Source organism: Tistrella sp., assembly GCF_002684955.1.
In the GTDB taxonomy this organism is placed as follows: domain Bacteria; phylum Pseudomonadota; class Alphaproteobacteria; order Tistrellales; family Tistrellaceae; genus Tistrella; species Tistrella mobilis.
In genome coordinates this window covers 13,600-38,109 of record NZ_NYWI01000063.1, presented here as the reverse complement: position 1 = coordinate 38,109, position 24,510 = coordinate 13,600, and the positions used below count along the sequence as shown (strand labels likewise).

Annotated in this window: 19 protein-coding genes; 11 read left to right on the top strand and 8 right to left on the bottom strand. The window is 67.9% G+C overall.

Features of this window, described 5'->3' with window-relative positions; translation table 11 throughout:
• Positions 1-11: 11 nt before the first annotated feature.
• The 3 genes from CMO28_RS19755 (at position 12) to CMO28_RS19745 (ending at position 2,370) form a co-directional block, all read left to right on the top strand.
• A complete protein-coding gene (locus tag CMO28_RS19755; protein ID WP_014747890.1) occupies positions 12-503 on the top strand; it encodes a CreA family protein in 492 nt (163 codons plus the stop codon).
• A gap of 120 nt (positions 504-623) precedes the next feature.
• Complete coding sequence (locus CMO28_RS19750; RefSeq protein WP_014747891.1) at positions 624-1,205, top strand: LemA family protein; 582 nt, start codon at positions 624-626, stop codon at positions 1,203-1,205.
• Positions 1,206-1,296: 91 nt separating this feature from the next.
• Entirely contained in the window at positions 1,297-2,370 is a 1,074-nt protein-coding gene (locus CMO28_RS19745; RefSeq protein ID WP_296716033.1) for a M48 family metallopeptidase, read from the top strand.
• 15 nt (positions 2,371-2,385) lie between these two features.
• Here CMO28_RS19745 and CMO28_RS19740 read toward each other — a convergent pair whose 3' ends face one another.
• On the bottom strand, positions 2,386-2,886 hold the full coding sequence (locus CMO28_RS19740) for an SAM-dependent methyltransferase (RefSeq protein ID WP_296716031.1): 501 nt from the start codon (positions 2,884-2,886) through the stop codon (positions 2,386-2,388).
• A 157-nt stretch (positions 2,887-3,043) separates the two neighbouring features.
• Here CMO28_RS19740 and CMO28_RS19735 point away from each other — a divergent pair, with 157 nt between their 5' ends.
• From CMO28_RS19735 to CMO28_RS19720, 4 genes are all read left to right on the top strand, one after another.
• Entirely contained in the window at positions 3,044-3,799 is a 756-nt protein-coding gene (locus CMO28_RS19735) for an SDR family NAD(P)-dependent oxidoreductase (RefSeq protein WP_296716029.1), read from the top strand.
• 143 nt (positions 3,800-3,942) lie between these two features.
• The gene (locus CMO28_RS19730) at positions 3,943-4,365 is read left to right on the top strand and encodes a DUF350 domain-containing protein (protein WP_296716027.1); all 423 of its coding nucleotides are present in this window, start codon (positions 3,943-3,945) and stop codon (positions 4,363-4,365) included.
• Between the two features lie 77 nt (positions 4,366-4,442).
• Positions 4,443-5,024: a DUF1190 domain-containing protein gene (locus CMO28_RS19725; RefSeq protein WP_014747897.1), complete on the top strand. Its 582-nt coding sequence runs from the start codon at positions 4,443-4,445 to the stop codon at positions 5,022-5,024.
• A 14-nt stretch (positions 5,025-5,038) separates the two neighbouring features.
• Entirely contained in the window at positions 5,039-6,250 is a 1,212-nt protein-coding gene (locus CMO28_RS19720) for a glutathionylspermidine synthase family protein (protein WP_296716023.1), read from the top strand.
• 24 nt (positions 6,251-6,274) lie between these two features.
• On the opposite strand, the gene CMO28_RS19715 is transcribed toward CMO28_RS19720, so the two are convergent.
• The 5 genes from CMO28_RS19715 to CMO28_RS19695 form a co-directional block, all read right to left on the bottom strand.
• A complete protein-coding gene (locus tag CMO28_RS19715; protein ID WP_296716021.1) occupies positions 6,275-6,910 on the bottom strand; it encodes a hypothetical protein in 636 nt (211 codons plus the stop codon).
• A gap of 137 nt (positions 6,911-7,047) precedes the next feature.
• Positions 7,048-7,941, bottom strand: a complete 894-nt coding sequence (locus tag CMO28_RS19710; protein ID WP_062763647.1) for a hypothetical protein — start codon at positions 7,939-7,941, stop codon at positions 7,048-7,050.
• A gap of 5 nt (positions 7,942-7,946) precedes the next feature.
• Complete coding sequence (locus CMO28_RS19705) at positions 7,947-9,413, bottom strand: sensor histidine kinase (protein WP_296716017.1); 1,467 nt, start codon at positions 9,411-9,413, stop codon at positions 7,947-7,949.
• A gap of 281 nt (positions 9,414-9,694) precedes the next feature.
• Positions 9,695-13,207 (bottom strand): indolepyruvate ferredoxin oxidoreductase family protein, encoded by a 3,513-nt coding sequence (locus CMO28_RS19700; RefSeq protein ID WP_296716015.1) that lies wholly within the window; start codon positions 13,205-13,207, stop codon positions 9,695-9,697.
• A gap of 341 nt (positions 13,208-13,548) precedes the next feature.
• Entirely contained in the window at positions 13,549-14,241 is a 693-nt protein-coding gene (locus CMO28_RS19695; protein ID WP_296716013.1) for a TetR/AcrR family transcriptional regulator C-terminal domain-containing protein, read from the bottom strand.
• 156 nt (positions 14,242-14,397) lie between these two features.
• On the opposite strand from CMO28_RS19695, the gene CMO28_RS19690 reads away from it, so the two are divergent.
• Positions 14,398-15,507, top strand: coding sequence for an oxygenase MpaB family protein (locus CMO28_RS19690; protein ID WP_296716012.1), 1,110 nt, complete (start codon positions 14,398-14,400; stop codon positions 15,505-15,507).
• Between the two features lie 67 nt (positions 15,508-15,574).
• Here CMO28_RS19690 and CMO28_RS19685 read toward each other — a convergent pair whose 3' ends face one another.
• On the bottom strand, positions 15,575-17,296 hold the full coding sequence (locus CMO28_RS19685; RefSeq protein ID WP_296716010.1) for a sigma-54-dependent transcriptional regulator: 1,722 nt from the start codon (positions 17,294-17,296) through the stop codon (positions 15,575-15,577).
• 264 nt (positions 17,297-17,560) lie between these two features.
• Here CMO28_RS19685 and CMO28_RS19680 point away from each other — a divergent pair, with 264 nt between their 5' ends.
• The 3 genes from CMO28_RS19680 (at position 17,561) to CMO28_RS19670 (ending at position 21,821) form a co-directional block, all read left to right on the top strand.
• Positions 17,561-19,372, top strand: a complete 1,812-nt coding sequence (locus CMO28_RS19680; RefSeq protein ID WP_296716009.1) for a M3 family oligoendopeptidase — start codon at positions 17,561-17,563, stop codon at positions 19,370-19,372.
• Positions 19,373-19,426: 54 nt separating this feature from the next.
• Complete coding sequence (locus tag CMO28_RS19675; RefSeq protein WP_296716007.1) at positions 19,427-20,830, top strand: ABC1 kinase family protein; 1,404 nt, start codon at positions 19,427-19,429, stop codon at positions 20,828-20,830.
• A 280-nt stretch (positions 20,831-21,110) separates the two neighbouring features.
• Positions 21,111-21,821, top strand: a complete 711-nt coding sequence (locus CMO28_RS19670; protein WP_296716005.1) for a hypothetical protein — start codon at positions 21,111-21,113, stop codon at positions 21,819-21,821.
• Between the two features lie 32 nt (positions 21,822-21,853).
• Here the strand turns inward: CMO28_RS19670 and CMO28_RS19665 are convergent, their stop codons facing one another.
• Complete coding sequence (locus tag CMO28_RS19665) at positions 21,854-24,508, bottom strand: EAL domain-containing protein (protein ID WP_296716003.1); 2,655 nt, start codon at positions 24,506-24,508, stop codon at positions 21,854-21,856.
• Between the last annotated feature and the right edge of the window lie 2 nt (positions 24,509-24,510).

Below are 24,510 nucleotides of genomic sequence, written 5' to 3'. Positions count from 1 at the left end.
CCCGCATCCCCATGTCCCGCTCGCTGCCCCTCGCCGGCCTCGCCGGCGCTGCCTGCCTGATCGGCGCCACGCTGGCCCTCGCGCCCGCGCCGGCCAAGGCCGAAGAAGTCGGCTGCGTCAGCACCACCTTCAAGCTGATCGGCCCCAACAACAAGATCTGCATCGACAGCTTCCGCGACCCCAAGGTCGACGGCGTGGTCTGCCATGTCAGCCGTGCCAAGACCGGCGGGCTGAAGGGCGCCGTGGGCCTCGCCGAAGACACCTCCGACGCCTCGATCGCCTGCCGCCAGGTCGGCCCGATCACCATCCGCGAAAAGCTGAAAGAGGGCGAAGACGTCTTCCGCGAAAGCCGCTCCTGGCTGTTCAAGCGCCTCCAGGTCGTCCGCTTCTACGACGAACCCAACAACACCCTGGTCTACCTGACCTATTCCGACGAACTGGTCGACGGCTCGCCCAAGAACGCCATTTCCACCGTGCCGATCATGCCGTGGCCGGAGAAGTGAGGCAGCGCACCGGCTGCGGCATGATCATCATGTGTCATCCAACGGCGGCAATTGCCCGCCGCCCGGCGGCGGCATAGTCTCAAGGCGGTTCTGTCGCAGACGCAAGGAAAGTGCAGGCGGATGGAAATCTGGATCATCCTCGGCATCGTGGTGCTGGTGGCGCTTTATGCCATCGCCACCTATAACGGCCTGGTCGGGCGGCGGAACGGGGTGCGCAATGCCTTTGCCCAGATCTCGGTGCAGTTGAAGCGCCGGCATGATCTGGTGCCGAACCTGGTCGCCGCGGTGCGCGACGCCATGGCCTTCGAGCGCGAGACCCTGGAAGCCGTGGTCGCCGCGCGCGGCAAGGCGGTCGCCGCAACCCAGCGGGCGGAACAGGGCGGCAGTGCCGCCGATCGCGCCCAGGCGCTGGCGGCGGAACGCGAACTGGGCGCCGGGCTCGGCCGGCTGCTCGCCGTGGTCGAGGCCTATCCCGAAATCCGCTCGGGCACCCATGTATCGGAGCTGACCGAAGAGCTGCGCTCCACCGAAAACCGCATCGCCTTCGCCCGCCAGCACTATAACGACAGCATCCAGTCCTATAACGACCGGGTGCAGATGTTCCCCTCGAACCTGATCGCCGGCATGTTCGGCTTCCGGACCGAGGAATTCTTCCAGGTCGATGCCGCCGAGACGGCGGTACCGACCGTGTCGCTGCGCTGATCCCATGGCCCGCGGCAATGGCTGGCGGCCCTGGCAGAGGCAGGCCTCCCCCTGGGCGCGCCGTGATCCCTGGGACAGGGGACAGGAGACGGTGTCGGACCAGGCAGACCAGGATCCGGCGCCCGACCCGATCCGCGAGGCGGAGGACCGGCCGGAGCCGGTCGAGGGCATCCGGATCGACCGCACCGATTTCGCCGGCGCCATCCGTGCCAATCGCCGCAAGAGCCTGGCGATCTGCCTGGGCCTCACCCTGTTCGGCGTGGCGCTCGGCTATCTGGTCGGCTGGTGGGTGGCCCCGCCCTATGCGCCCGAAGGCACGGCCACGCTCGCCCTCCTGCTCTCGGGCGGCGGTGCGGTGGGGGCGGCGGTGATGGCGGTGGCGGGCGGGCTCTGGTCGACGCTGGCACTCACCACCGGTGATCGCATGGCGCTCGGCATCGCCGGCGCCCGCGAGGCCGACCCGATCGCCGATCGCCGGCTGCACAACGTCGTCGAAGAAATGGCCATCGCCGCCGGCCTGCCCAAGCCGCGGGTCATGGTGATCGAAACCGACATGCCCAATGCCTTCGCCGCCGGGCTCCGGCCCGAAAAGGGCACGATCGCGGTTACCCGCGGGCTTCTGAACCGGCTCAGCCGCGACGAGCTGCAGGCGGTGGTGGCGCATGAAACCGGCCATCTCGCCAATGGCGACAGCCGCTACATGGTCGTGGTCTCGGTGATGGTCGGGCTGATCGTCATCGTGGCGGCGATGGCCCGCAACATGGCCTATTTCGGTGGCGGCTCCCGCCGCGGCAGCGACCGCAATGGCGGCAACGCCCTGGCGCTGGTGGCCCTGCTGCTGATGGTGGTCGCCATCCTCGCCCCCTTCGCGGCCCAGGCGATGCAGTTCGCGCTGTCGCGGCAGCGCGAATATCTGGCCGATGCCACGGCGGTGAAGCTCACCCGCAATCCCAAGGCGATGATCGGGGCGCTGATGCGGCTCGACGAGGCGGCCGCCGCAACCGGCCGCGATGCGCCCACCTCCGCACGGGCGCTCGAAGCGCTCTGGATCGTCAACCCGCTGGACGGGCCCGGCGAAAGCGGCCGCCGCCGGCGCCGGGCCGGGCTGTTCTCCACCCATCCCTCCATCGACGACCGGATCGCGCGGATCCGCGCGATGGGCTGAGCCGCAGCCACGCCATCAGCCCTTCACACAATGGCGCGGCCCGCCGGCCGTCCCGGTCTCGTCGATCTCCGCCAGCTGGCGGCGGGCCGGCTTGACGTCAAGCAGCGGGGTGCCGTCCAGGCAGTCGAGACCACGCACCAGAAGCGTGCAGCCCTCCCGCCCCTCCAGCGTCACCTCGGCGGTGCCGATCGGGTTGGGGCGGTTGGGGGAGCGGATCGAGAAGGTGCCCCGCGTCGCGCCGCTATGGCCGGGGTTCTGCACCATCAGATCCCGCCGTGCCCGGTCGAGCCAGTAGAGCAGTTCCAGCCGCCCGAAATCGTCGAGCCCGGCCAGCGCCGGCGCCCAGAGCGGATCGATCTCCACCCGGCAGAGGGGGCCCTCCCCCGCCCGGCCCTGGCGCGGACACTGCCCCCGGCCGGTCCAGGGGGTGCGGATCCGGCCGATGAAGACCAGGCCGGCATCATCCGGCGCGGGCGCGGTCACCGTCTCTTCAAGCGGGCGCAGATCGATCTCCATGGGGCCTCTCCGATCGATGGCGGGTGGTTCCGATCATGCGCGGATGGTTCTCGATTGCAAAGCACCGGCGGCACGGGTTGAATCGGGCGGCCTCCACCCCATCTGGCGGAGGCGCCCATGGTCCGGTTCCGGACATCGAGACAGCGGCAGGTTTGAGATGCAGGACCAGGATTCGCCCGCCACCCGCAAGACCATGCTGCTGACCGGCGCCAGCCGGGGCATCGGTCACGCCACGGTGAAACTGTTCTACCAGCATGGCTGGCGGGTGCTCACCCTCTCGCGCGCGCCCTTCGATCCCGAATGCCCCTGGCCGGGCGGGCGGGAAAACCACATCCAGGGCGACCTGGCCGACCCCGAGGCCTTCGAGGCGATCGCGGCCGAGGTGCGCCGCCGCCTGGGCGGCGGCGGGCTGAACGCGCTGGTCAACAACGCCGCCATCTCGCCCAAGCGGCCGGGCGGCGCGCGCATGGGCGTGGCCGATACCGACTACGCCACCTGGGCGGCGGTGTTCAACGTCAACCTGTTCTCGGCGGCGCTGCTCTCACGCAACCTGCTGCCGGAACTGAAGGCCACCGGCGGCACCATCGTCAACGTCACCTCGATCGCCGGCTCGCGCGTGCATCCCTTCGCGGGCGTCGCCTATGCCTGCTCCAAGGCGGCGCTGGCCACGCTGACCCGCGAACAGGCCTTCGATTTCGGCCGCTTCGGCGTCAGGGTGAACGCGATCGCCCCGGGCGAGATCGACACCTCGATCCTCTCCCCCGGCACCGAAGACATCGTCCGCACCCAGATCCCGATGCAGCGCCTGGGCGACCCCAAGGAAGTCGCCCGCACGATCATGTTCCTGTGCTCGCCAGACGCGTCCTACATCAACGGCGCCGAAATCCACATCAATGGCGGGCAACACGTCTGACGGCGAGGGGCCCTGCCCCCGTCTCCCCCGGCCCCCGTCTCCCCCGGCCCCTCCCGATTGTCCCACTCCCGCAGCCGCGCTATGGTGCCCCCCGACGGGCCGGCGGTCATGATCCCGCCGGCCGGCCGCAAAAGGACGCGCCGATGCAGCCGACCGATATGTTCTTCGACTACACCCTGGCCGCCCTGCCCGATTATCTGGGCTTTCTCGGCACCATGGCGGCGCTTATCGCCGTCTTCACCGCGATCTATCAGGCGATCACGCCCTATCGCGAGATCCGGCTGATCCGCGCCGGCAACCGGGCGGCGGCCATCTCGCTCTCCGGCACGATCATCGGCCTGGCCATCGCGCTCAACACGGTCGCGGCCGGTGCGGTCTCGATCCTCGACATGGCACTCTGGGGCGCCATTGCCTGCATCAGCCAGCTGGTGGTCTATCTGATCGTCGCCCGGCTGCTGGGCGATCTGTCGGCCGGCATCGAAGAGGACCGCATCGGCTATGGCATTCTGCTGGGCGGTGTGTCGGTCGCAACCGGGCTGGTGAATGCCGGGGCGCTGACCTATTGAACCTGAAGCCCTCGTTTCAGAGCCCGACGATCCCCATCTCTCGCTCATCCTCCCCCAACGCACGAGGTTGCTCCCCGATGCGTCGCTCCCGCGCCGTGACCACCCTGCTCATCGCCGGTACCGCCCTCACCCTCGCCGGTTGTGGCGAAGACACCGAACAGGTGAAGATCTACGGCACCAGCGAGGCCTGCAGCGCCGAGATGACCGCCGCCGACTGCGCTGCTGCCGAAGCCGAGGCGCGCGAGGCCCATATCGCGACCGCGCCGCGTTTCGACAGCCTGGCGGCCTGTGAAGAAGATTTCGGCGCCGATGGCTGCCAGCCGGTGCCCCAGCAGCAGGCCTCGTCCGGAGGCAGCTTCTTCATGCCCGCCTTCGCGGGCTTCATGCTCGGCCGGATGATGGGCGGCGGCGGGGGCTTTCACGGCCGCCCGGTCTATGTCGACCGCAACGGCTACATGTACAGCGGCGCCGATCGCTTCGGGCAGACCCGGCGCGAGAACGTGTTCCGCAATGGCCGGCCGACCAACTGGGCGGGCTCGGCCAATGTTGCGCGCAGCACGGTCAGCAACCCTGTGAAGCCTGCGGGTACGGTGTCGCCGGCCCGACGCTCGGGCGGATTCGGTTCGACCGGCGCCCGCGGCTATTCCTTCGGCGGCTGACGGAGACATTCCCCATGCGTCGCGTCACTCACCCGCCCCGCCCCGACTGGGCCCGCCGGATGGAAGAGGAGCTGGGCTTCGTCTTCCACTCCCCCGACGGCACGGTCTATTGGGACGAGACCGCCCATTGGGCCTTCACCGAAGACGAGATCGACCGGATCGAGGATGCGGCCGACGCCTTCCATGCGCTCGCCATCCGCGCCGCCGATCGCGCCGTTTCCCAGAACCGTCTGGCGGAGCTGGGCATTCCGGGCTATGCGGTGGCGGCGGTGGCCGACAGCTGGCGCCGCTTCCGCGAGGGCGACCCGCTGGAAGCCCCGGTCTATGGCCGGCTCGACATCGCCTGGACCGGCGACGGTGCGCCGGCGCTGCTGGAATACAATGCCGCCACCCCCACCAGCCTTTACGAGACGGCGGTGGTCCAGTGGCACTGGCTGGAAGAGACCCATCCCGAGGCCGACCAGTTCAACCGCCTGCACGAGGCGCTGGTCGAGGCCTGGGCAGCGCGCGGGGCCGCCATGGCCGGCCGGCCGATCCATTTCACCGCGGGCGACGTGACCGAAGACATGGCGACGGCCGGCTATCTGCAGGCGATCGCCACCGAAGCCGGGCTCGCCACCAAACTGGTCGCGATCGGCGACATCGCCTTCGACGAGAGCGACCGCCGCTTCTACGACCCGGACGGCACGCCGATCGAGGCGCTGTTCAGCCTGTACCCGGTCGAATGGATGCTGCGCGAAGACTGGGGCGTGCCCCTGATCGAGGCGGTGGAGGCCGGGCGGCTGGTGCTGTTCGAACCGCTGTGGAAGCAGCTCTTCTCCAAGGGCATCCTGGCCTTCATGTACGAGCTGGAGCCCGACCATCCGGGGCTGCTGAAGGCGGGGTTCGCCCCCGGCCTGTTCGCCCCGGGCGACCGGGTGGTGGCCAAGCCGCTCGCCGGCCGCGAAGGCGATGGCGTCGAGATCGTGACGCTTGGCCCCGACGGCATGCCGGCGGCCGACAGCGTGGTACGCCAGGCAAGCCCCGGCCCGCGCATCGCCGGCGACGAGGGCTGGGTCTACCAGGCCTTCACGCCGCTTGCCCCCGCCCCGGGCGGCCATGCGGTGGCGGGCGTCTGGATCATCGGCGACAAGGCCGTGGCGATGGGCCTGCGCGAGGATGCGGGCGAGATCACCGGGGTCGGCAGCCGCTTCGTGCCGCATCTGTTCACGCCGCGGGACGCGTAAGCCGATCCGGGCCGCCCGGCGGGATCACCCCCGCCCGGCGGCCACCCGGCGCAGCCGGACGTTCCACCAGATGATCGCCGGCACCACCAGCACCGTCGGCACCAGCCAGGTGGCGATCGGGGGCAGGCCGAGGGTCGGGCCGTTGACGACCAGGGCGGCGGTGATGGTGCCGATCAACGCACCCATCATGCGCGAAAGGTGGCGGGCGATGCGCGGCGGGCCGACGCGGCTCACCTCCATCAGATCCTGACAGGCGAGCGCACCGCCGATCACGCCGAAGACCGGCATGACGACATTGGCGGCCCCGCCCACCGCACCGGTCAGGCCGGCGACGATCATCACCAGGGCCAGGCCCAGCATCAGCCCGGCGATCAGCCGGTCGGCCATGCCCGGTTCCGCCTTGCGCCGGCGGGCGGCACGCCAGCCGGCGGCGAGCAGATAGGCCGAAAATCCGGCAATGGCGAGTAGGAAGGACGAGAAGTTCACCAGCGCCAGCACCACCGAGGCGGCAAGCGATACCGCCATCGACCAGCCGAACACCCGGCCAATCCGGCGGTGGCGGTCATTGCCCTTGCCCGGCAGGACCATCAGGGTCAAGCCGCTCGCCAGCGCCAGGGCGCCCGCCCCCACATGCAGCATCAGAAACGCCGTCGAAATCATGCCTGCCCCGTTCCGCTGTTTCACTGCCGCCCGACGGGCAGCGGCGTCTCATCATAATCATCTGCATGCGCCGATGCCTGTGCGATCGAACACGGTTTGAGTGCGATTTGTGTAAAATATCGGCGCCCGACCGGTGCTCAGCTGCGCCGCCGGGGATCGGCCGGCTCCCCCAGGGTCTGGAGACGGCGGGCGACCTCGGCGCAGTCGTCGTCGATCCGGGCGGGCACGTGCAGCAGGGCTTCGAGATGCGCATCGTCGAAGCTTTCCACCGGCACGCCCTGGGCGCGGGCGATGCGATGGCTGCGCACCAGCCCGGGCAGATAGGTCTCCAGCGAGCGGGCCGAAGTCCGGATGCTCATCAGCGGCGTCTGCACCATGCGCCCGGCAGCCCGGCCGCTTTCGGCGAGCGCCCGTTCACGCACCGCCCGCGAATTGGCGGCGTTGTAGTTGAAAATCGCGCCGCCCAGCAGGCCGAAGGCCAGGATCGGGGCGTATTCGGCATAGATCGCCACGTCGTGTTCGGGCGGGCCCGTGATCAGGGCCATGGCAACGCCAAGCCCGGTGCCGATCAGGAACAGCATGATCAGGCTGAACCAGTCGACCAGCAGCACCAGAAGGAACAGCGCCGTCAGGGTCGACATCTGCCAGATGACCGAACCGCCGTTCATCACCGTCATGAAGGTGAAGAAGAAGGGCAGGCAATAGCCCAGCATCACCAGCCAGACCGCCGGGATCCAGGGCTGCAGCCGCGCCGGCCAGCGCCGGCGGAAGGCAAGCAGCAGGCACAGCACCGACCCGGCCAGACGCAGGCCGAGATTCTCGTAAGCCTGGGGAAAGAGGAAGGTCCAGACCATCCAATAGGCCGGCATCATCACCGCACCGGCGATCGATACCGGCACGAGATTGGGCTCGATATGGCGGAAGCCGTTCAGGATGATGCCACGCAGGCTGCCGGCCGGAACGTCGGTGCCGGCGCGCGCGGCCTCGCCAGCCGGCCTCGGGTCGGATCGGTAGGTGCTGCTGCCCGACATGGTCTTCAGCCCATCACCGTGCTGGGGCCCGTCGGCATGCCACCCTGGCCCGGTCGCCGGCCGTCGCCACCGGGGCCTTCGACGCTGCGTCCGCCGCCGCCCAGCCGGCCGCCGGCGCCGCGCTCGCCGATCCCCGGGTCACTGATGCCGGAATGCGGACCCCCCCGCCGGCCGCTGCCCACCACACGCGCCGCCGGCCAGGCGATCTCGGCACGGGTGCCCTCGTTCACCCGGCTGATCAGCTGGAAGCGGCCGCCATGCATCTCGATCAGCGACCGGACCAGCGGCAGGCCAAGCCCGGTGCCCGCATAGCGACGGTTGAGCGCACTGTCCACCTGTCCGAAGGCCTCCATCGCCCGGTTAATGTCTTCAGGCGCAATGCCGATGCCGGTGTCGACCACCGCGATCGTCAACCCGCCCTCTTCGGCGATCCGCGCCTCCACCGTGACGCTGCCGCCGATCGGGGTGAATTTGACCGCATTGGACAGCAGGTTCAGCAGCACCTGCTTCATTGCCCGCTGGTCGCCGCGCAGCGCCGGCAGATCGGGTGCCAGCATGTTGACCAGCTTCAACCCGGCCTTGTCGGCCTGGCCGCGCATCAGATTGGTGGTGGCCCGGACGATGCTCTCCAGCGTGAAGACGCTTTCGTCCAGGTTATAGGCGCCGGCCTCGATCTTCGACAGGTCGAGAATGTCGTTGACGATGTCGAGCAGGTGAACGCCGCTCTCGTTGATCAGCCGGGCGAATTCCATCTGCTCGTCGATCTGGGCGTCGGTGCGCGGCCGATCGTTCATCAGGATCTCCGAGAAACCGATGATCGCATTCAGGGGCGTGCGCAGTTCGTGGCTGGTATTGGCGAGGAAATCGGATTTGGCGATGTTGGCCGCCTGGGCGGCCTGCACCGCATCGGCCAGTTCGATCCGCAGGCGCAGCCCGTCATCCAGCAGACGGGCCAGATAATGTGCGCCCACCGCCAGCACGGCGGCGGAAGCCAGAATCGCCAGCATCAGCGGCAGATCCACCCGCCCGGCGATCACCAGCCCGCCCGTCAGTGCGGCAGAGGTCACCCCCAGCCAGACCAGGGCCGATGTCAGATGACACGACATCATGACCGTGCCGGCCACCCCGATCGCGGCGGTGGCGAACAGCACCTTGGCCATGTCGATCGAGGCCGCGGCAGGCGCCAGCACCAGCGGTGCCAGCCCCCAGATCACGCCGCTGACCGCGATGATCATCAGGATCGGCAGGGCACGTTGTTCGGGTTCCGTCTCGGCCCCGCCATCGCGCAGGTCGCGCTGAATGGCGGCGAAGCGCAGGCCCACCAGGCAGTTGACCGCCACCAGCCAGAGCGCGATCTGCTGCTGGGCGGCGGCAGGCCAGATCAGCACCGCCAGACAGATCGAGACCAGCGGCTCCATCAGGATGCCGATCCGCGCGGCCCGATAGAGCGCATCGAGCTGTGCGGCGCGCATGCGCGCCGTCACTGTCGCCGCCTGACCCTCCGCTCCACCGTCCCGCCGCAGGTTCATGATGTGCCGATATGCCCTCTATCCCGGCCCTCGAAACATGTCCGGCCATTATGGCGACATTCGAAGCCGTTGGCGATGGAGCGTTGTGTACGGACGTCAGGATGCACTTATAGCGTGTAAATTCCGGCCGAAGATAAAACCAGTGGCTACGCTTTCCTGCGAAACCGGCGCGAAAGGCCGGCCCCGGCGCACATGCCGGGCCCGGCCTTCGCCGGTCAGGCACATCACTCCGCGGCCTGGGCCATGCTGTCCGGCCTGTCCCAGGCGGCCATCAGGCGCCGTTCCTTCAGGCGAACCCGCTTCAGGTTCTCGTCCTTCACGTGACCGAAGCCGCGAATGTCCATCGGCAGCTTCGCGATCTCCACCGCGCGACCATGGTTTTCCGGCGTCAGCCCCGCGACCAGCCGTTCAACCGTGGCCCGGTATTCGGCGATCAGCCGGCGCTCGGTCCTGCGTTCGGCGGTGTAGCCGAAGGGGTCGAAGACGGTGCCGCGCAGCCGCTTCATCCGGGCGAGCAGGCGGAAAGCGCCCATCACCCACGGGCCATAGCTCGATTTGCGCGGCCGGCCGGTGGTCTTGTCGCGCCGGGCGAAAAGCGGCGGGGCCAGGTGGAAGGTCAGCCTGACATCGCCCTCGAACTGCCGCGCCAGCTTGTCTTGGAAGGCGCCGTCGGTATAAAGCCGCGCCACCTCGTACTCGTCCTTATAGGCCATCAGCTTGAACAGCGACCGCGCCACCGCATCGGTCAGCGCGGTGCTGCGGGGCATCACCCGCATCTCGTGCTGGCGCACACGCTCCACCAGTTCAGCATAGGCGCCGGCATAGGCGGTGTCCTGATAGGCGGTCAGGAAATCGGTCCGCCGGGCCATCACCTCGTGGATCGTTTCCGACAGCCGCTCGCTTTCGGCCACCGGCCGGCTGCGCGCCACCAGATCCCGCACCCGGCGGATATCGTGGGCCGCACGCCGCCCCCAGAGGAAGGCGTCGAGGTTGAGCTTCACCGCAACACCGTTCAGCTCGATCGCCTTCAGGATGCTGGCCTCGGCCAGCGGCACCAGCCCGCGCTGCCAGGCATAGCCCAGCAGGAACAGGTTGCTGGCGATGCTGTCGCCCAGCAGGGCCGTCGCGATCGGCCCGGCCTCGATGAAATCCACCCCCGCAGGGCCGGCCGCCCGGCGATAGGCCGCACGCAGATCCTGGCCGGGGAAGACCAGGTCCGGATCCTTGACGAAGGCCGCGGTCATCAGCTCCTGGTCGTTGATCACCGCCCGGCTGCGCCCGGGATCCAGCAGCCCCAGCGCATCGGGTCGCGCGCCCACCACCAGATCGGCCGCCAGCATCAGATCGGCGCCGCCGGTGGTGATGCGGATCGACTTGATGTCTTCAGGGCGCTCTGCGATGCGCAGATGGGTGAAGACCGCCCCGCCCTTCTGGGCCATGCCGGTCATGTCGAGCACGCCGACGCCCTTGCCTTCCAGATGGGCGGCAACCCCGATCAGCGCACCGATGGTCACGACACCCGTGCCGCCGACACCGGCGACCAGAATGCCATAGGGCCGCGCCCCCAGCGCCGGCAGCTCCGGATCGGGCAGCACCTCGAAGGGGGTGGCATCGGCGGCCTTGGGCGCGGGCTTGCGGATCTTCGCACCAGAGACGGTCACGAAGCTGGGGCAGAAGCCCTGCAGGCACGACAGATCCTTGTTGCAGTTCGACTGGTCGATCTGGCGCTTGCGGCCGAATTCGGTCTCCAGCGGCTGCACCGACACGCAATTGCTCTTGGCCGAGCAATCGCCGCAGCCCTCGCAGACCAGATCGTTGATCACCACCCGACGGTCGGGGTCGACCAGGGTGCCGCGCTTGCGACGGCGGCGCTTTTCGGTGGCGCAGGTCTGCTGATAGATGATCACCGTGCAGCCCTCGACCTCGCGCAGCATGCGCTGCACGGCGTCGAGTTCGCCGCGGTCGTGGACCGTCACTCCTGACGGCAGGCCGGCGCCACCCTCGTAAGCCGTGGTGTCGTCGGTCACCACCACCAGGCGGCGCACACCTTCCTGAAGCAGTTCATGGGCGATCTGCTGCACGGTCAGCGAACCGTCGATCGGCTGGCCGCCGGTCATCGCGACCGCGTCGTTGAACAGGATCTTGTAGGTGATGTTGACCCTGGCCGCGATCGCGGCGCGAATCGCCAGGGATCCCGAGTGGAAATAGGTGCCGTCGCCCAGATTCTGGAAGACATGGTTCTCGGTGGTGAACGGCGCCTGGCCGATCCACGAGGCCCCTTCGGCGCCCATCTGGCTGAAGGTCTCGGTGCGCGGCATCACCCAGGTCGCCATGTAGTGGCAGCCGATGCCGCCCAGCGCCCGGCTGCCCTCGGGCACCACGGTCGAGGTGTTGTGCGGGCAGCCCGAACAGAAGGTGGGCTTGCGCTCGATCGCCGCCTTGCCCGAAGACGCGTCCTCCAGCTGGCGCAGATGCGCCACCCGGGCACGGATACGCTCGGCCAGGCCCGGCTCGTCGGGCAGGAAGCGGGCCAGACGGTCGGCCAGGACCTGGGCGATCCGGCTGGGGCGCAGCTCCCCCGCCGAGGGCAGGATCCAGTTGCCGGCCTCGTCGAACTTGCCCACCACCAGCGGCCGGACATCGGCGCGCCAGCCGTAGAGATGCTCCTTCAGCTGCGGCTCGACCACGGCACGCTTCTCTTCGACGACCAGCACCTCTTCCAGGCCCTCGGCGAAGCGGCGGATGCCTTCCGGTTCCAGCGGCCAGGGCATGGCGACCTTGTAGAGCCGGATGCCGATCCGGGCCGCCAGCGCCTCGTCGATGCCCAGCTCGTCCAGGGCCTGGCAGACGTCCAGATGGCTCTTGCCGGCGGTGACGATGCCGATCCGGGCGCGCGGCGCGTCCATCACCACCCGGTCCAGCCGGTTGGCGCGGGCGAAGGCCGCGACCGCCGCCAGCCGGTAGCGATGGTGGCGGTATTCCTGGTCCATCGGCGCGTCGGGCCAGCGGATATGGACACCATCGGCCGGAAACTCGAACTCCGGCAGCAGAACCCGCACCCGGCCGGCATCGACATCGATCGAACCCGAGCTGTCGACCGTGTCGGCGATGGTCTTCATCCCCACCCAGGCGCCCGAGAAACGCGACAGCGCCCAGCCGATCAGGCCGTAATCCAGGATTTCCTGCACACCGGACGGGTTCAGGATCGGGATCAGACAGTCCATGAAGGTGTATTCGGCCTGGTGCGGCAGGGTCGACGATTTGGCGCCGTGATCGTCGCCGGCCAGCAGCAGCACGCCGCCATGGCGCGACGAGCCGGCCATGTTGCCGTGCTTCATCACATCGCCCGACCGGTCGACGCCGGGGCCCTTGCCGTACCACATGCCGAACACGCCGTCGTATTTCGCCAGCGCCGCATGTTCCGGCCGGGTCAGGTTGTCCATATTGGCCTGCTGGCTGCCCCAGACCGAGGTCATCGCCAGATCTTCGTTCACCCCCGGCCGGAAGACGACGTGATGCGCCTCCAGATGCTTGCGCGCCTTCCAGAGCTGCTGGTCGAGCGCACCCAGCGGCGAGCCGCGATAGCCCGAGATGAAGCCGGCGGTGTTCAGCCCGGCGGCCAGGTCGCGCTGGCGCTGCATCAGCGGCAACCGCACCAGGGCCTGGGTTCCGGTCAGAAAGATCCGTCCGCGCTCGACGGTGTACTTATCGTCCTGCGACAATTCGGGCAGCGTCATTTCGGCGTCTCCACACGACATCGTCCCCGCCTGAGGCGGATCCCCGGGTGATGGCCCCGCCTTCGCCGCAATCGATGCGTCGGGCATCGATGCGCCGGGCCGGGCTCGTCTTGTTGATGCTGACCGGCCTGGCTGCCGGCAGATCAAATTAGGTCAGCATTAGTGACCTATTTTTCCGGTTATACGATGGATGCGGGCCATGCCGCAACATCCTTGTCCGAGGGGAATAGCGCACGGATCTTGCAGGATTTTCCGAAAGAAAACCCCTGGAAACCCTTAAGAATCATGCGGAAAATTATCGCGCGTGGCCCGTTCGGCACGACCCGCGACCTGGCCCCCGATCACAGCCCGGCAGGCCGGTCGGCCGCAGCCCGGGCCCGCCTCAGAACCGCTTCGGCCCCTTCCAGAAAGAGTTCGACGCCGAAGGCCAGCTGCGCCGCGCCATAGGTGTCCACCCCCAGACCGGCGATCCGTTCCAGATTGGGAAATCCGGGCGGTCCGACCTCGGACAGGGCCGTGCGGAGTGAACGGGCACGGGGTCGTTCCGTCTCCCGGCCCGCCTGGACGATATCGCGCGCATGGCCGAGACAGAGGGTGGCGAGCATGGTCACCATCCGAACGGCGTCTTCGTCCGGAAAACCGGCCGCATTCAACCGGGCGAACAGCGCCTCGGCGGGTTCCAGCGCCCAGGCGGTCACCGCTTCGTTGAACCAGAGGTATTCGGACAACTCCCCCAGCGAGGTGACGCTGTCCACGAATTCTCTGGCATAGACCCGGCACGCCTCGCGCCAGTCTTCGGCGGCCGCGACACCTTGCCCCTGCAGGCGTTCTGCGAAGCTGTCCAGAGCGACGAGTTCGAAAAGGGACTGCCTGTCTTTCACATGATAGTGCAGTGCCTTGCGGTCGACGTTCAGGCGGTCCGCCAGCGACTGAATGGACAGATCCGCGATGTCGAACTGTCGGGCGGTCTGAACGATCTGCCGAAGATCCAGGCCGGCCCGTTTTCCCGGCCGGCGGGTTCGCCGCACTGCCATGTCATCCCCGCTCCCTGTCTGCCCGGCTCTGGTGATCAGGCAAGGCTCTTCCTTATCACGCCCCCGGTGCCGATGCAGCACGCCCGCGCGCCTTGACTCATATTCCCCCTCGGGAATATCGTTTATTCCCGAACGGGAAATAGGGAGGCTGAGCCCATGAGCGTACAATCAGAAACCGAAGAACGCCGGCCGAACGTCATCGTCACCAGAGAGCGCCTGCTTGGAAAGGCGAGCCGCTGGCGACGCCATGGTCAGCCGAAGGTCGCGAGCCTCGGAGACGTCGGGGATCGCGGCGTGTTCGGCCCGGGCTCGGTGGCCTGGGATGTTCTTCTGCATCCGGCGGTCATCGTGTTTCAGTCGCCGGCTCAGTTCATTCTGCAGCTCACCTACAAGCCGGTCGTGGCCGGGGTTCGGGACTGGGATCCCATCTCCCGCAAGGCGCATCGGGGCGAGCTGACGATGTTCGACGTCTTCGACCGCGCCCAGCGCAATTCGGGCATCCACGCGCCGATGTGGCTGGGTGATCTGGACACGGCACGGCGCGTCTCTCAGCACCTGATACGGGTCCACGAGAAGGTGGCCGGTGACGTCATCGATGTCGGCGCGCCCGAGATCGGCGGCTACCGGGCCAATTCTCCGCGCGAATCGATGTGGGCCGCGCTGACCGAGATGCATTCCATGCTCTGGGTCTATGAACGCCTCGGCTTCCGGGGCCTCAGGCTTCCGCGGCGCCTCGCGGCCGAGGAACGGGATCGCTACATTCGCGAGGTCAGCGACTACTGCCGCCTGTTCCCGCACGATGAAGCGGACCTCCCTGCCTCAATGGCAGATCTGAAAGCGCTCTACAAAAAATATGACCATCTCTTCGGCGTGACGAAGACGCTCAGCATCATTCCGGAAACGGGCGACGACTTCCATGACTTGTGGAAATCGTCGATTCAGAAGAACCATCACCCGTCACAACGCAAGGTCAAACGCCAGCTCTTCTTCCAGGAAGGCCTGTTCAAACTCATCGCCATGAGTGCCGTCTCCGCGAAGACACGCCGCAACAGCGGCGTGACGCCGCGCCGGGAGAAGATGATCCTGGCGGCACGCATCGCGATGATGCCGTTGATCTGGCTGCTCCAGCGCGGCCCGATCGAACGCTATTTTCTACGGATGATGTGGGGGCCGGACGCGGTCGACCTCGTCAGATCGGCGCGCAGGCTGCATGCAGAGGCAAAACGGGCGCAGAAAAGCACCACCCGGCAGGCGCGCTACGCCTGACGGCCGGAACGGGGGGATGCGGTGCGGCGGGCGGGCTCATGCTCGCCCGCGTCTTTTCTGCGCCGGCTCAATCGGTGCCGTCGAGACCCAGATCGCGCAGCTTGCGATAGAGGGTGGACCGGCCGATGCCCAGGCGGCGGGCCATCTCGCTCACCCGGCCGCGATACTGGCGCAGCGCCATGCGGATGATGTCGGCTTCGATCTCTTCCAGCGGCCGGATATGGCCCGCCTCGTCGAAGGCGCGGATCGGCGCCTCGGCCTCGTCGTCGCGTGGGCGCAGGCCGGTGGCCGGTAGCGGGCCCTGGGGGGCTGGCGGCATCGGCGCCGGCATGGGCGCCTGGGCGAAGCCCTGCGGCATCATCGGGGCCGGCTGTCCGCCGCCCGCCGCGACCAGCATCGGGCGCCCTCCCGGCATCTGAGTACCAGACATCTGAGTGCCCGGCATCTGAGTACCCGGCATGGGCGCAGGCGCCATCTGGCCCCCCGCCTGCGGATAGGCGAGCCCGCCCGGCGTCGGCGCCAGCGGTGGCTGACCACCGGGCACGGCATAGACCGGCGGGCCGGCGCCGTAATCGCCGGGCAGCGCGGTATCGCCGAAGCCGTTGGCACGATAGGCCGCCTGCTGGACCTGGGGGAAATGCTCCACATCCAGGATGTCGCCGTCCGACAGTACCACCGCCCGGAAGATCGCATTCTCCAGCTGGCGGACATTGCCCGGCCAGTGATAGGTGGTCAGCAGCCGCTCCGCCGCCTCGGTCAGGCCGCGGATGCGCTTGCCCTCGGCCGCCTCGAAGCGCTGGATGAAATGGCGGGCCAGAACCAGGATGTCGTCGCGCCGGTCGCGCAGCGGCGGCACATAGATCGGAAAGACATTGAGGCGGTAATAGAGATCGTCGCGGAACTGACCGGTCTGGACCAGATCCCACAGATTGCGGTTGGTGGCCGAAATCAGCCGGATGTCGATCGGCACCGGCTGTTTGGACCCGACGGGGTCGATTTCGCCCGCCTGCAGGGCGCGCAGCAGCTTGACCTGCAGATCCGGGCGCAGCTCGCCGATTTCGTCCAGAAACAGGGTGCCGCCCGAGGCTTCCTGGAACTTGCCGATATGGCGCTCACTCGCGCCGGTAAACGCCCCCTTCTCGTGGCCGAACAGAATGCTCTCGACCAGATTTTCGGGGATCGCGCCGCAATTGACCGTCACCAGCGGCCCGTGGGCGCGGTCGCTGCGGGCATGGATCGCCCGGGCGATCAGCTCCTTGCCGACACCGCTTTCACCCTCGATCAGGATCGGGATGGTCGAATTGGCGGCCCGCGCCACCAGGCCCAGCACGGCGCGGATCGCCCGGCTGTCGCCCAGAATATCGGTCACCGGCATCGGCCGGCCGCGCCGCGGCGCCACCCCGTCCAGATCGTCGGCGACGCCGGGACGCAGCGCCTGGCGGATCGCGATCTGCAGCCGGTCGGCCGAGACCGGCTTGACCATGAAATCCGTCGCACCGGCCCGCATCGCCTGCACCGCCACATCAATGCCGCCATGGGCGGTGAAAACCAGAATCGGCAGATGCGGCCGGGTGGGACGCACCTGGTTCAGCACATCGATGCCCGACAGCCCCGGCATGGTGAGGTCGAGCAGCACGGCATCCACCCGCTCGCGCCCCGGCATCAGCAGGCGCACCGCCTCCTCGCCGCTGCCCACCGGCCGGGGCCGATAGCCGAAACGGCCGATCGTCGCCTCCAGCAGCCGGCGCTGAGCGGGGTCGTCATCGACGATCAGGATGGTGGGTGTCATATGATGGATGCGCCGTTCCGATGCCGTGGACGGGCGGCCGGAAACCCGGCCGGCCGCGGGAGACTGCATATTTAATCAGATAAGCGTATCACGTCCATTTACCAAGTTGGCCAACGCCAACGGCGCGATGGCCTGATGGCTGAGGTTGACCTGTGACGGTTCATTGAAATCAGTGGCGCATGTCCGTTCGGGTTGGTCGGCTCCGCCCGCCGGCCTATATTGTGTCCACCATGACGACACGGTTCCTTGAGGAGCAGCCTTCCCATGCCCGACGGCCACGAGCCCCTTCGCCCCGAGATCGGCGATCTGCCCCGCTGGCGCCTCGACGATCTTTATGCGGCCCCGGACGATCCGGCGATCGATGCCGATGTCGCCACGGCACGTGCGGATGCGGAGGCCTTCGCCACGGCCCATGAAGGCCGCCTGGCCGAGCTTGAGCCCACGGCCCTCGCCGATGCGATCGAAACCTATGAACGCATCGAAGAGGCGATGGGCCGGATCGGGTCCTATATCGGGCTGATGCACGTCACCCGCCTGGACCAGGCCGAGGCCGGGCGCCGCTATCAGACGGTGTCGGAACAGCTGACCGAGATTTCGAGCCGGCTGCTGTTCTTCGTGCTGGAGTTCAACCGGCTGGACGATGCAGCACTTGCCGCCGCCTACGAGGCCGAGCCGCGGCTTGCCCGCTACCGCCCCTGGATTGAGCGACAGCGCGCCTTCCGGCCGCATCAGCTGGAAGACCGGCTGGAAAAGCTGCTGCTGGAGAAGTCGGTCTCGGGCCGCGCAGCCTGGGTGCGGCTGTTCGATGAAAGCTGGGCCTCGGCCCGCTTCACCATCGACGGCGAAGAACTGACCTCGGACGCCGTGCTCTCGCGCCTGGGCGACCGCGACCCTGAGCGCCGGCGCAAGGCCGCGGCCGCCTTCTCGGAAGGGCTGGGCCAGCGCATCCCGATGCTGACGCTGATCTACAACACCGTGGTCAAGGACAAGGAGACCGAGGATCGCTGGCGCGGCTTCGCCCGGCCGATCTCGTCGCGCAACCTGTCCAACCAGGTGGAAGACGAGGTGGTGGATGCGCTGATCAAGGCGGTGCGCGAGGCCTATCCGCGGATCTCGCACCGCTATTATGCGCTGAAGGCCCGGCTGCTCGGCATGGAGAAGCTGAACTACTGGGACCGCAACGCCGCCTATCCCCAGGATGCCGATGCCGCGATCCACTGGGACCGGGCGCGCGAGATCGTGCTCGACGCCTTCGGCCGCTTCATGCCCGAAATGGCCGAGATCGCCGGCCGGTTCTTCACCGAGAACTGGATCGACGCGCCGGTCGCCCATGGCAAGGCCGGCGGCGCCTTCTCGCATCCGACCGTGCCGGGTGCCCATCCTTATGTGCTGATGAACTATCAGGGCAAGGCGCGCGACGTGATGACGCTCGCCCACGAACTGGGCCATGGCGTGCATCAGACGCTGGCGGCGCATCAGGGCCTGTTCCTGTCGGAAACCCCGCTGACGCTGGCCGAGACCGCCTCGGTCTTCGGCGAAATGCTGACCTTCCGCGCCCTGCTGGATGCCGAGACCGACCCGACCCGCCGCCGGCTGATGCTGGCCTCGAAGATCGAGGACATCATCAACACCGTGGTGCGCCAGGTGGCCTTCGCCAGTTTCGAGATGAAGGTCCACGACGCGCGCCGGTCGGGCGAGCTGACACCCGAAGATCTGGGCCGGATGTGGTTCGAGGTTCAGACCGAAAGTCTGGGCCCGGCCTTCGATTTCTCGGAAGATTATCGGAACTGGTGGGCCTATATCCCCCACTTCTTCCATACGCCCTTCTATGTCTATGCCTATGCCTTCGGCGAATGCCTGGTGCACGCGCTTTACGCCGTGCACGAACAGGGCGATCCGGATTTCGTCGCCAAGTACCGCACCCTGCTCGCCACCGGCGGGGCCAAGGATCATCGCGAACTGCTGGCGCCCTTCGGCCTGGATGCCGGCGATCCGGCGTTCTGGAGCCGTGGCCTTCAGCTGATCGAGGGCTATATCGACCGTCTGGAAGCGGAAGTCGCGGCGGCGGGTCTCTGAGGGCCCGGCTGCCGGGCCTCCGGCGCCGCCTGCCCGGAAGGAGCCTCCTCCCCCATGACCACGCCCACCTCTCATGACGATACCGCCGCCCCGGGTGGGGCGGCGGGAGTGTCCGACGAAGACGATCGCCTGGGCGGCCGGATCCGGCGCTATGCCCGGGTCGGCACCGGTGTCGGCGGTCTGGCCGCCCGGCTGGCAGGCGAGCGCCTGTTCGGCCTGCCGCTGGATCGCGGCCGGCATGCCGAGGATCTGCGCGCAGCCCTGGGCGGGCTCAAGGGGCCGCTGATGAAGGCGGCGCAGATCCTCTCCACCATCCCCGACGCGCTGCCGCGCGAATATGCCGAAGAACTGGCCCAGCTTCAGGCCGATGCGCCGTCGATGGGCTGGCTGTTCGTCAAGCGGCGCATGGCGACCGAACTCGGGCCCGACTGGCGCAGCCGGTTCGGCAGCTTCGAACGCGAGGCCGTGGCCGCCGCCTCTCTGGGGCAGGTCCACAAGGCCACCACCCATGACGGCCGGGCGCTTGCCTGCAAACTGCAATATCCCGACATGGCCTCGGCGGTGGAGGCGGATCTGCGTCAGCTGAAGCTGATCTTCGGCATCTACCGCCGCTATGACCGGGCGATCAACCCCGACCAGATCCATGCCGAACTGTCGGCGCGGCTCAGGGAAGAGCTGGATTACGGCCGCGAGGGCCGGCAGATGCGGCTCTATGCCCATATGCTGCGGGACGAACCCGATGTGCATGTGCCCGACTGGCTGCCGGAGCTGTCGACGAAGCGGCTGCTGACCATGACCTGGCTCGACGGCGCGCGGCTGATGTCGTTCCGCGACGCGGATCAGACGGTGCGCGACCGGATCGCCATGAACATGTTCCGGGCCTGGTATGTGCCCTTCTACGAGTACGGCGTCATCCATGGCGACCCGCATCTGGGCAATTACGCCGTCCGCCCCGAGGATTACGGGATCAACCTGCTCGATTTCGGCTGCATCCGTGTGTTCCGGCCGGGCTTCGTGAAGGGGGTGATCGACCTCTATCACGCGCTCGACCGCAAGGACGACGAGCTGGCGGTGGAAGCCTACCGCGCCTGGGGTTTCGAGAAGATCGACAAGACCCTGCTCGAGGTGCTGAACACCTGGGCCGGTTTCCTCTACCGGCCGCTGCTGGAAGACCGGGTGCAGCGGATCCAGGAGGAAAGCAGCGGCCAGTACGGCCGCGCAGTGGCCGAGAAGGTCCATGCCGAACTGAAGCGGTTGGGCGGGGTGACCCCGCCGCGCGAATTCGTGCTGATGGACCGGGCCGCGATCGGGCTGGGATCGGTCTTCCTGCATCTGAAGGCCGAAATCAACTGGCACCGGATGTTCCGCGATCTGATCGACGATTTCGATGTCAACACCCTGACCAGCCGTCAGGAGGCGGCGCTGGCGGCGGTGGATCTGGACCGTCCGGCCGATTGAGGACCGGTGCCCGATCATTGACCGGTTCCGCAGAGGCGGCGGCGGAACCGGTCACCGCATGTCATTTTAGTGGCAGACGCCCCGTATGGCGGCCCCTGCCGTGACATTATCGGGAGTCGCAGCGAAATCAGCCGGTTACCTCGGTTACATAAAAAACCGTCAAAATCCTTGATATAAAAATCATGGTTAACAGATGGTTTACGCTTGCTCAGTGTTCCGGGGGCCCCATATGACCCCTTAAGACGGCGGGGCAAAGACGGGACATCGGGAGGGGCAAACCATGGTTGTCGACGGACTATTGGCCATTGAGGCCGCCGCAGCCGCGGCTGCGGTGCTCGCCGCCTTCAGACTTGCTCTTTTGCCGCACGAGGATGCACGCATCCGGCCGATGAGCCGGATTTTTGGCGTGCTGATGGGCATTTCGATCCTGGCCGGGCTGGGGCTTGCGATCGTACAGCCCTCGGTTCTGCTGCTGATCGTCACCCTGCTTGCCATTTATACGCTGATCGCCGGCTGGCGGGCCAACACCCGACAGACCGCCGAGCCGTCCACCGCCGACCGGATGATGTCGGGCGTGGTGATCGGCACCGGCCTTCTGACCGTGATGGCCGGGCTGACCGGCATGATCGGCCGCGAGGTCGACCCGGCGCTGGCGGCGGTGATGCCGGTTGCAGCCAATGTCGCCCTGCCGGTTCTGGGCCTGGTCGGCGCCTTCCTGGCGGTTCAGGACGTTCTGGAAGAACCGGGCCGGGTGCGGGTCGGCCGGCATATGGTGCGTATGCTGGGCGCGCTGGCCGCCACCGTCACGCTCGCCCTGGTTCTGCACCGTCCCTTCGCGGGGCTGGGCGGCGGCATGATCGCCGATGGCGCCCATTGGATGGCGCCGGCGGCCGTCACCCTGCCGATGATCACCATGTGGACGCTGAGGCTGCGCCGTGCCGCGGCCGCCATGGCCGCCCGGCGTCGCACGCCGCAGGAAGCCGTGAACTGAGACGCCATGACATGAGCTGGTGAGGGCGTCCGTCAGCCGGGCTGGGACGCCTGATCACCGGGGACGGTTCTGACCCGTGTCAGGTCGGCGGCTGCCGCCTGTTCGCGCGCAGCCGCCATGCGGTGCCCCGCCCAGCGTTCGAAATCCGCGGCATCCATCGGCCGGGCGATGGCATAGCCCTGGGCGACATCGCAGCCCCAGCTGCCCAGCAGCGTGAGAATTTCCTCACTCTCGACCCCCTCGGCCACCACCGAGAGCCCCAGATTGTGGCTCATGCCGATGGTGGAGCGCACGATCACCGCATCCTCGCTCGCCGCCGACAGATCGCGGATGAAGGACTGATCGATCTTCAGTTCCTGCACCGGCAGCCGCTTCAGATGGGCGAGCGAGGAATAGCCGGTGCCGAAATCATCCACCGAGATCGTCACGCCGCTCAGTCTCAGCCCCTCCAGCACCGCGCGCGACCGGTCGGGGTCGGTCATGATCGCGCTCTCGGTCACCTCCAGCGTCAGCCGCCCGCCCGCGATCCCCTCGGCCTCCAGGCTGCGGCCGACGAAGCCCACGAGATCCGGATCATCCAGATCCAGGGCCGAGATGTTGACCGACAGCCCGATATCGAGCCCGGCCAGCCGCCAGCTGCGCATCCGGTGCACCGCCTCTCTGATCACCCAGCGGGTCATGCCGCTTGTGGCACCGCTCTGCTCGGCGAGCGGGATGAATTCGGCCGGCGAGATCATGCCATAGGTGGGATGCTGCCAGCGGATCAGCGCTTCCGCCGCCACCAGCCGGCCGGTGGCGACATGGATCTTGGGCTGATAGAGCAGCCGGAACTCGCCATGTTCCGCCGCATGGCGCAAGTCGCGGATCAGGGCGATCCGGCGACGATGGTCGTCGTCGCGCCCGGCCTGATAGAGCTGGATCCGCCGCGGCAGGCGCGCCGCATCCTGCATGGCGATCGCCGCCCGCCGCAGCAGATCCTCGGCCGTGCGCGCGTCGTCGGGATGGATCACGATCCCCACCCGGCAGGCGATCGACATGTCGGTGCCGCCCACCTGCTGGGGCACCGCGAACAGCCGCTGGATGCGATCGGCTGCGATCATCGCGCGCGCCTGGTCGGTCCCGGGCATCAGCACCAGGAATTCATCGGCCAGCAGGCGCGCTGCGATTTCCCCCGGCGCCAGGGCCGTCTCCAGCCGCCGGCCCAGCTGGCGCAGCACGGCATCGCCGCCGGCATGGCCGATCGCCTCGTTCACCGCACCGAAATCGCTGAGGCCCAGATGCAGAACCGCCACCGGCTGGCCGCGCTCCACCGCCGTTTCCAGCCAGTCTTCGGCCGCCCGGCGGTTCAGAAGACCGGTCAGTTCGTCATGGCGTGCCTTGTGGCTGGCCTCGCGTTCGATCTCCGCCATGTGCAGCCGGGCGGCCTCTTCCCGGCGTTCGGCGGCGAAGCGGCGCTCCCGCTGCTGGTTCATGGAATCGGCCAGGCCGAAGGCCAGCAGCATCACCTCGATCGACGAGCCCGCGATCAGCGGCCAGATCCGGAAACCGCTGGCCGGCAGCAACTCGCTCAGCTCCAGATAGTGCAGGGCCACGGCGACGATCAGGGCGAAGAAGGCCGGCACCGTGAAGCGGGCCTCGCGCACGCCCTTGAACAGCAGATGGACGTTCAGCAGATAGACCACCACCACCAGCAGCAGGCCGATCAGGCTGAACGCAACCGCCAGCACATACTGCCCGAAGGCCAGCGGCACCAGCCCCGACAGGGCCGCGATCATCAACAGGCTGACCGCCCGTCGGGTGATCATCGACACATGGCGATGCAGCCGGACATAGCGCACCACGAACAGGCTGCCGGTCACGAAGGCCAGGATGATCGATCCGGCGGTCATGGCATTGCCGAAAACCGGCAGATCCGGCCAGATATACTGAAAACCATAGCCGCGATAGCTGACGCTGCCGGCCAGCACCGCCAGCAGATGCAGGACATAAAGCCCGACCGGCCCCTGGCGGGTGACCAGAAAGACCAGAAGATTGAACGAGGCCAGGGCCGCGAGCCCGCCATGGAACATCGACAAAAGCAGGCTTTCGCGTCCGGAAGCCACGAAGAAGCCGGTATAGTCATAGAGCCTGAACGGCATCATCGCGAACAGGCCGTCATGAGTGTCGAAGCGCAGATAGACCGTCACGCTCGCATCCGGCGGCAGATGATAGGGCAAGACGAGATCGCGATAGGGCATAAGCCGGCTGTCGAAGGGCCGCCGGTCGCCGCTTTGGTTGGCGAGCAGCACCCGACCCTGGGGGTCGGTGACGTACCAGTCGACATAATCCTGCTGCGACGTACCCAGATCGAGCACCACCCGCGCGGTGCGGGCCGAGGGGTTGGTCAGCGTCACCCGGGCCCACCAGGCCATGTCGGGGGCGTAGCCGAAGCGCAGAACCCGGTTCGGCGTGGCCTTCCAGCCGGTGGCCCGGCGCGCCGCCTCAAGATCCATGCCGCCGCCGGGATCGGGCAGGATCCGGGTATAGGGCGCCAGGTCGACCCCGGCCCCGATGCCTTCGGTCATCACCGCCGGTGCCTCTGCGGCAATCGCGGCCCGCACCGCGCCGCCCCCCGCCAGCAGGGATGCCAGAAACAGCATCCCGATCAGGGCGAGGCGCAGGCGGTGGCAGGCCGATCCCCGGGGCATGG

What these genes read in the sequence shown, in the direction of transcription:
- CMO28_RS19750 (WP_014747891.1), top strand. Translation starts at nt 624, where the DNA reads ATGGAAATCTGGATCATCCTCGGCATCGTGGTGCTGGTGGCGCTTTAT.
- CMO28_RS19725 (WP_014747897.1), top strand. Translation starts at nt 4,443, where the DNA reads ATGCGTCGCTCCCGCGCCGTGACCACCCTGCTCATCGCCGGTACCGCC.
- CMO28_RS19715 (WP_296716021.1), bottom strand. Translation starts at nt 6,910, where the DNA reads ATGATTTCGACGGCGTTTCTGATGCTGCATGTGGGGGCGGGCGCCCTG.
- CMO28_RS19665 (WP_296716003.1), bottom strand. Translation starts at nt 24,508, where the DNA reads ATGCCCCGGGGATCGGCCTGCCACCGCCTGCGCCTCGCCCTGATCGGG.
- CMO28_RS19710 (WP_062763647.1), bottom strand. Translation starts at nt 7,941, where the DNA reads ATGTCGGGCAGCAGCACCTACCGATCCGACCCGAGGCCGGCTGGCGAG.
- CMO28_RS19700 (WP_296716015.1), bottom strand. Translation starts at nt 13,207, where the DNA reads ATGACGCTGCCCGAATTGTCGCAGGACGATAAGTACACCGTCGAGCGC.
- CMO28_RS19695 (WP_296716013.1), bottom strand. Translation starts at nt 14,241, where the DNA reads ATGGCAGTGCGGCGAACCCGCCGGCCGGGAAAACGGGCCGGCCTGGAT.
- CMO28_RS19740 (WP_296716031.1), bottom strand. Translation starts at nt 2,886, where the DNA reads ATGGAGATCGATCTGCGCCCGCTTGAAGAGACGGTGACCGCGCCCGCG.
- CMO28_RS19705 (WP_296716017.1), bottom strand. Translation starts at nt 9,413, where the DNA reads ATGCGCGCCGCACAGCTCGATGCGCTCTATCGGGCCGCGCGGATCGGC.
- CMO28_RS19670 (WP_296716005.1), top strand. Translation starts at nt 21,111, where the DNA reads ATGGTTGTCGACGGACTATTGGCCATTGAGGCCGCCGCAGCCGCGGCT.
- CMO28_RS19685 (WP_296716010.1), bottom strand. Translation starts at nt 17,296, where the DNA reads ATGACACCCACCATCCTGATCGTCGATGACGACCCCGCTCAGCGCCGG.
- CMO28_RS19720 (WP_296716023.1), top strand. Translation starts at nt 5,039, where the DNA reads ATGCGTCGCGTCACTCACCCGCCCCGCCCCGACTGGGCCCGCCGGATG.
- CMO28_RS19735 (WP_296716029.1), top strand. Translation starts at nt 3,044, where the DNA reads ATGCAGGACCAGGATTCGCCCGCCACCCGCAAGACCATGCTGCTGACC.
- CMO28_RS19675 (WP_296716007.1), top strand. Translation starts at nt 19,427, where the DNA reads ATGACCACGCCCACCTCTCATGACGATACCGCCGCCCCGGGTGGGGCG.
- CMO28_RS19755 (WP_014747890.1), top strand. Translation starts at nt 12, where the DNA reads ATGTCCCGCTCGCTGCCCCTCGCCGGCCTCGCCGGCGCTGCCTGCCTG.
- CMO28_RS19730 (WP_296716027.1), top strand. Translation starts at nt 3,943, where the DNA reads ATGCAGCCGACCGATATGTTCTTCGACTACACCCTGGCCGCCCTGCCC.
- CMO28_RS19690 (WP_296716012.1), top strand. Translation starts at nt 14,398, where the DNA reads ATGAGCGTACAATCAGAAACCGAAGAACGCCGGCCGAACGTCATCGTC.
- CMO28_RS19680 (WP_296716009.1), top strand. Translation starts at nt 17,561, where the DNA reads ATGCCCGACGGCCACGAGCCCCTTCGCCCCGAGATCGGCGATCTGCCC.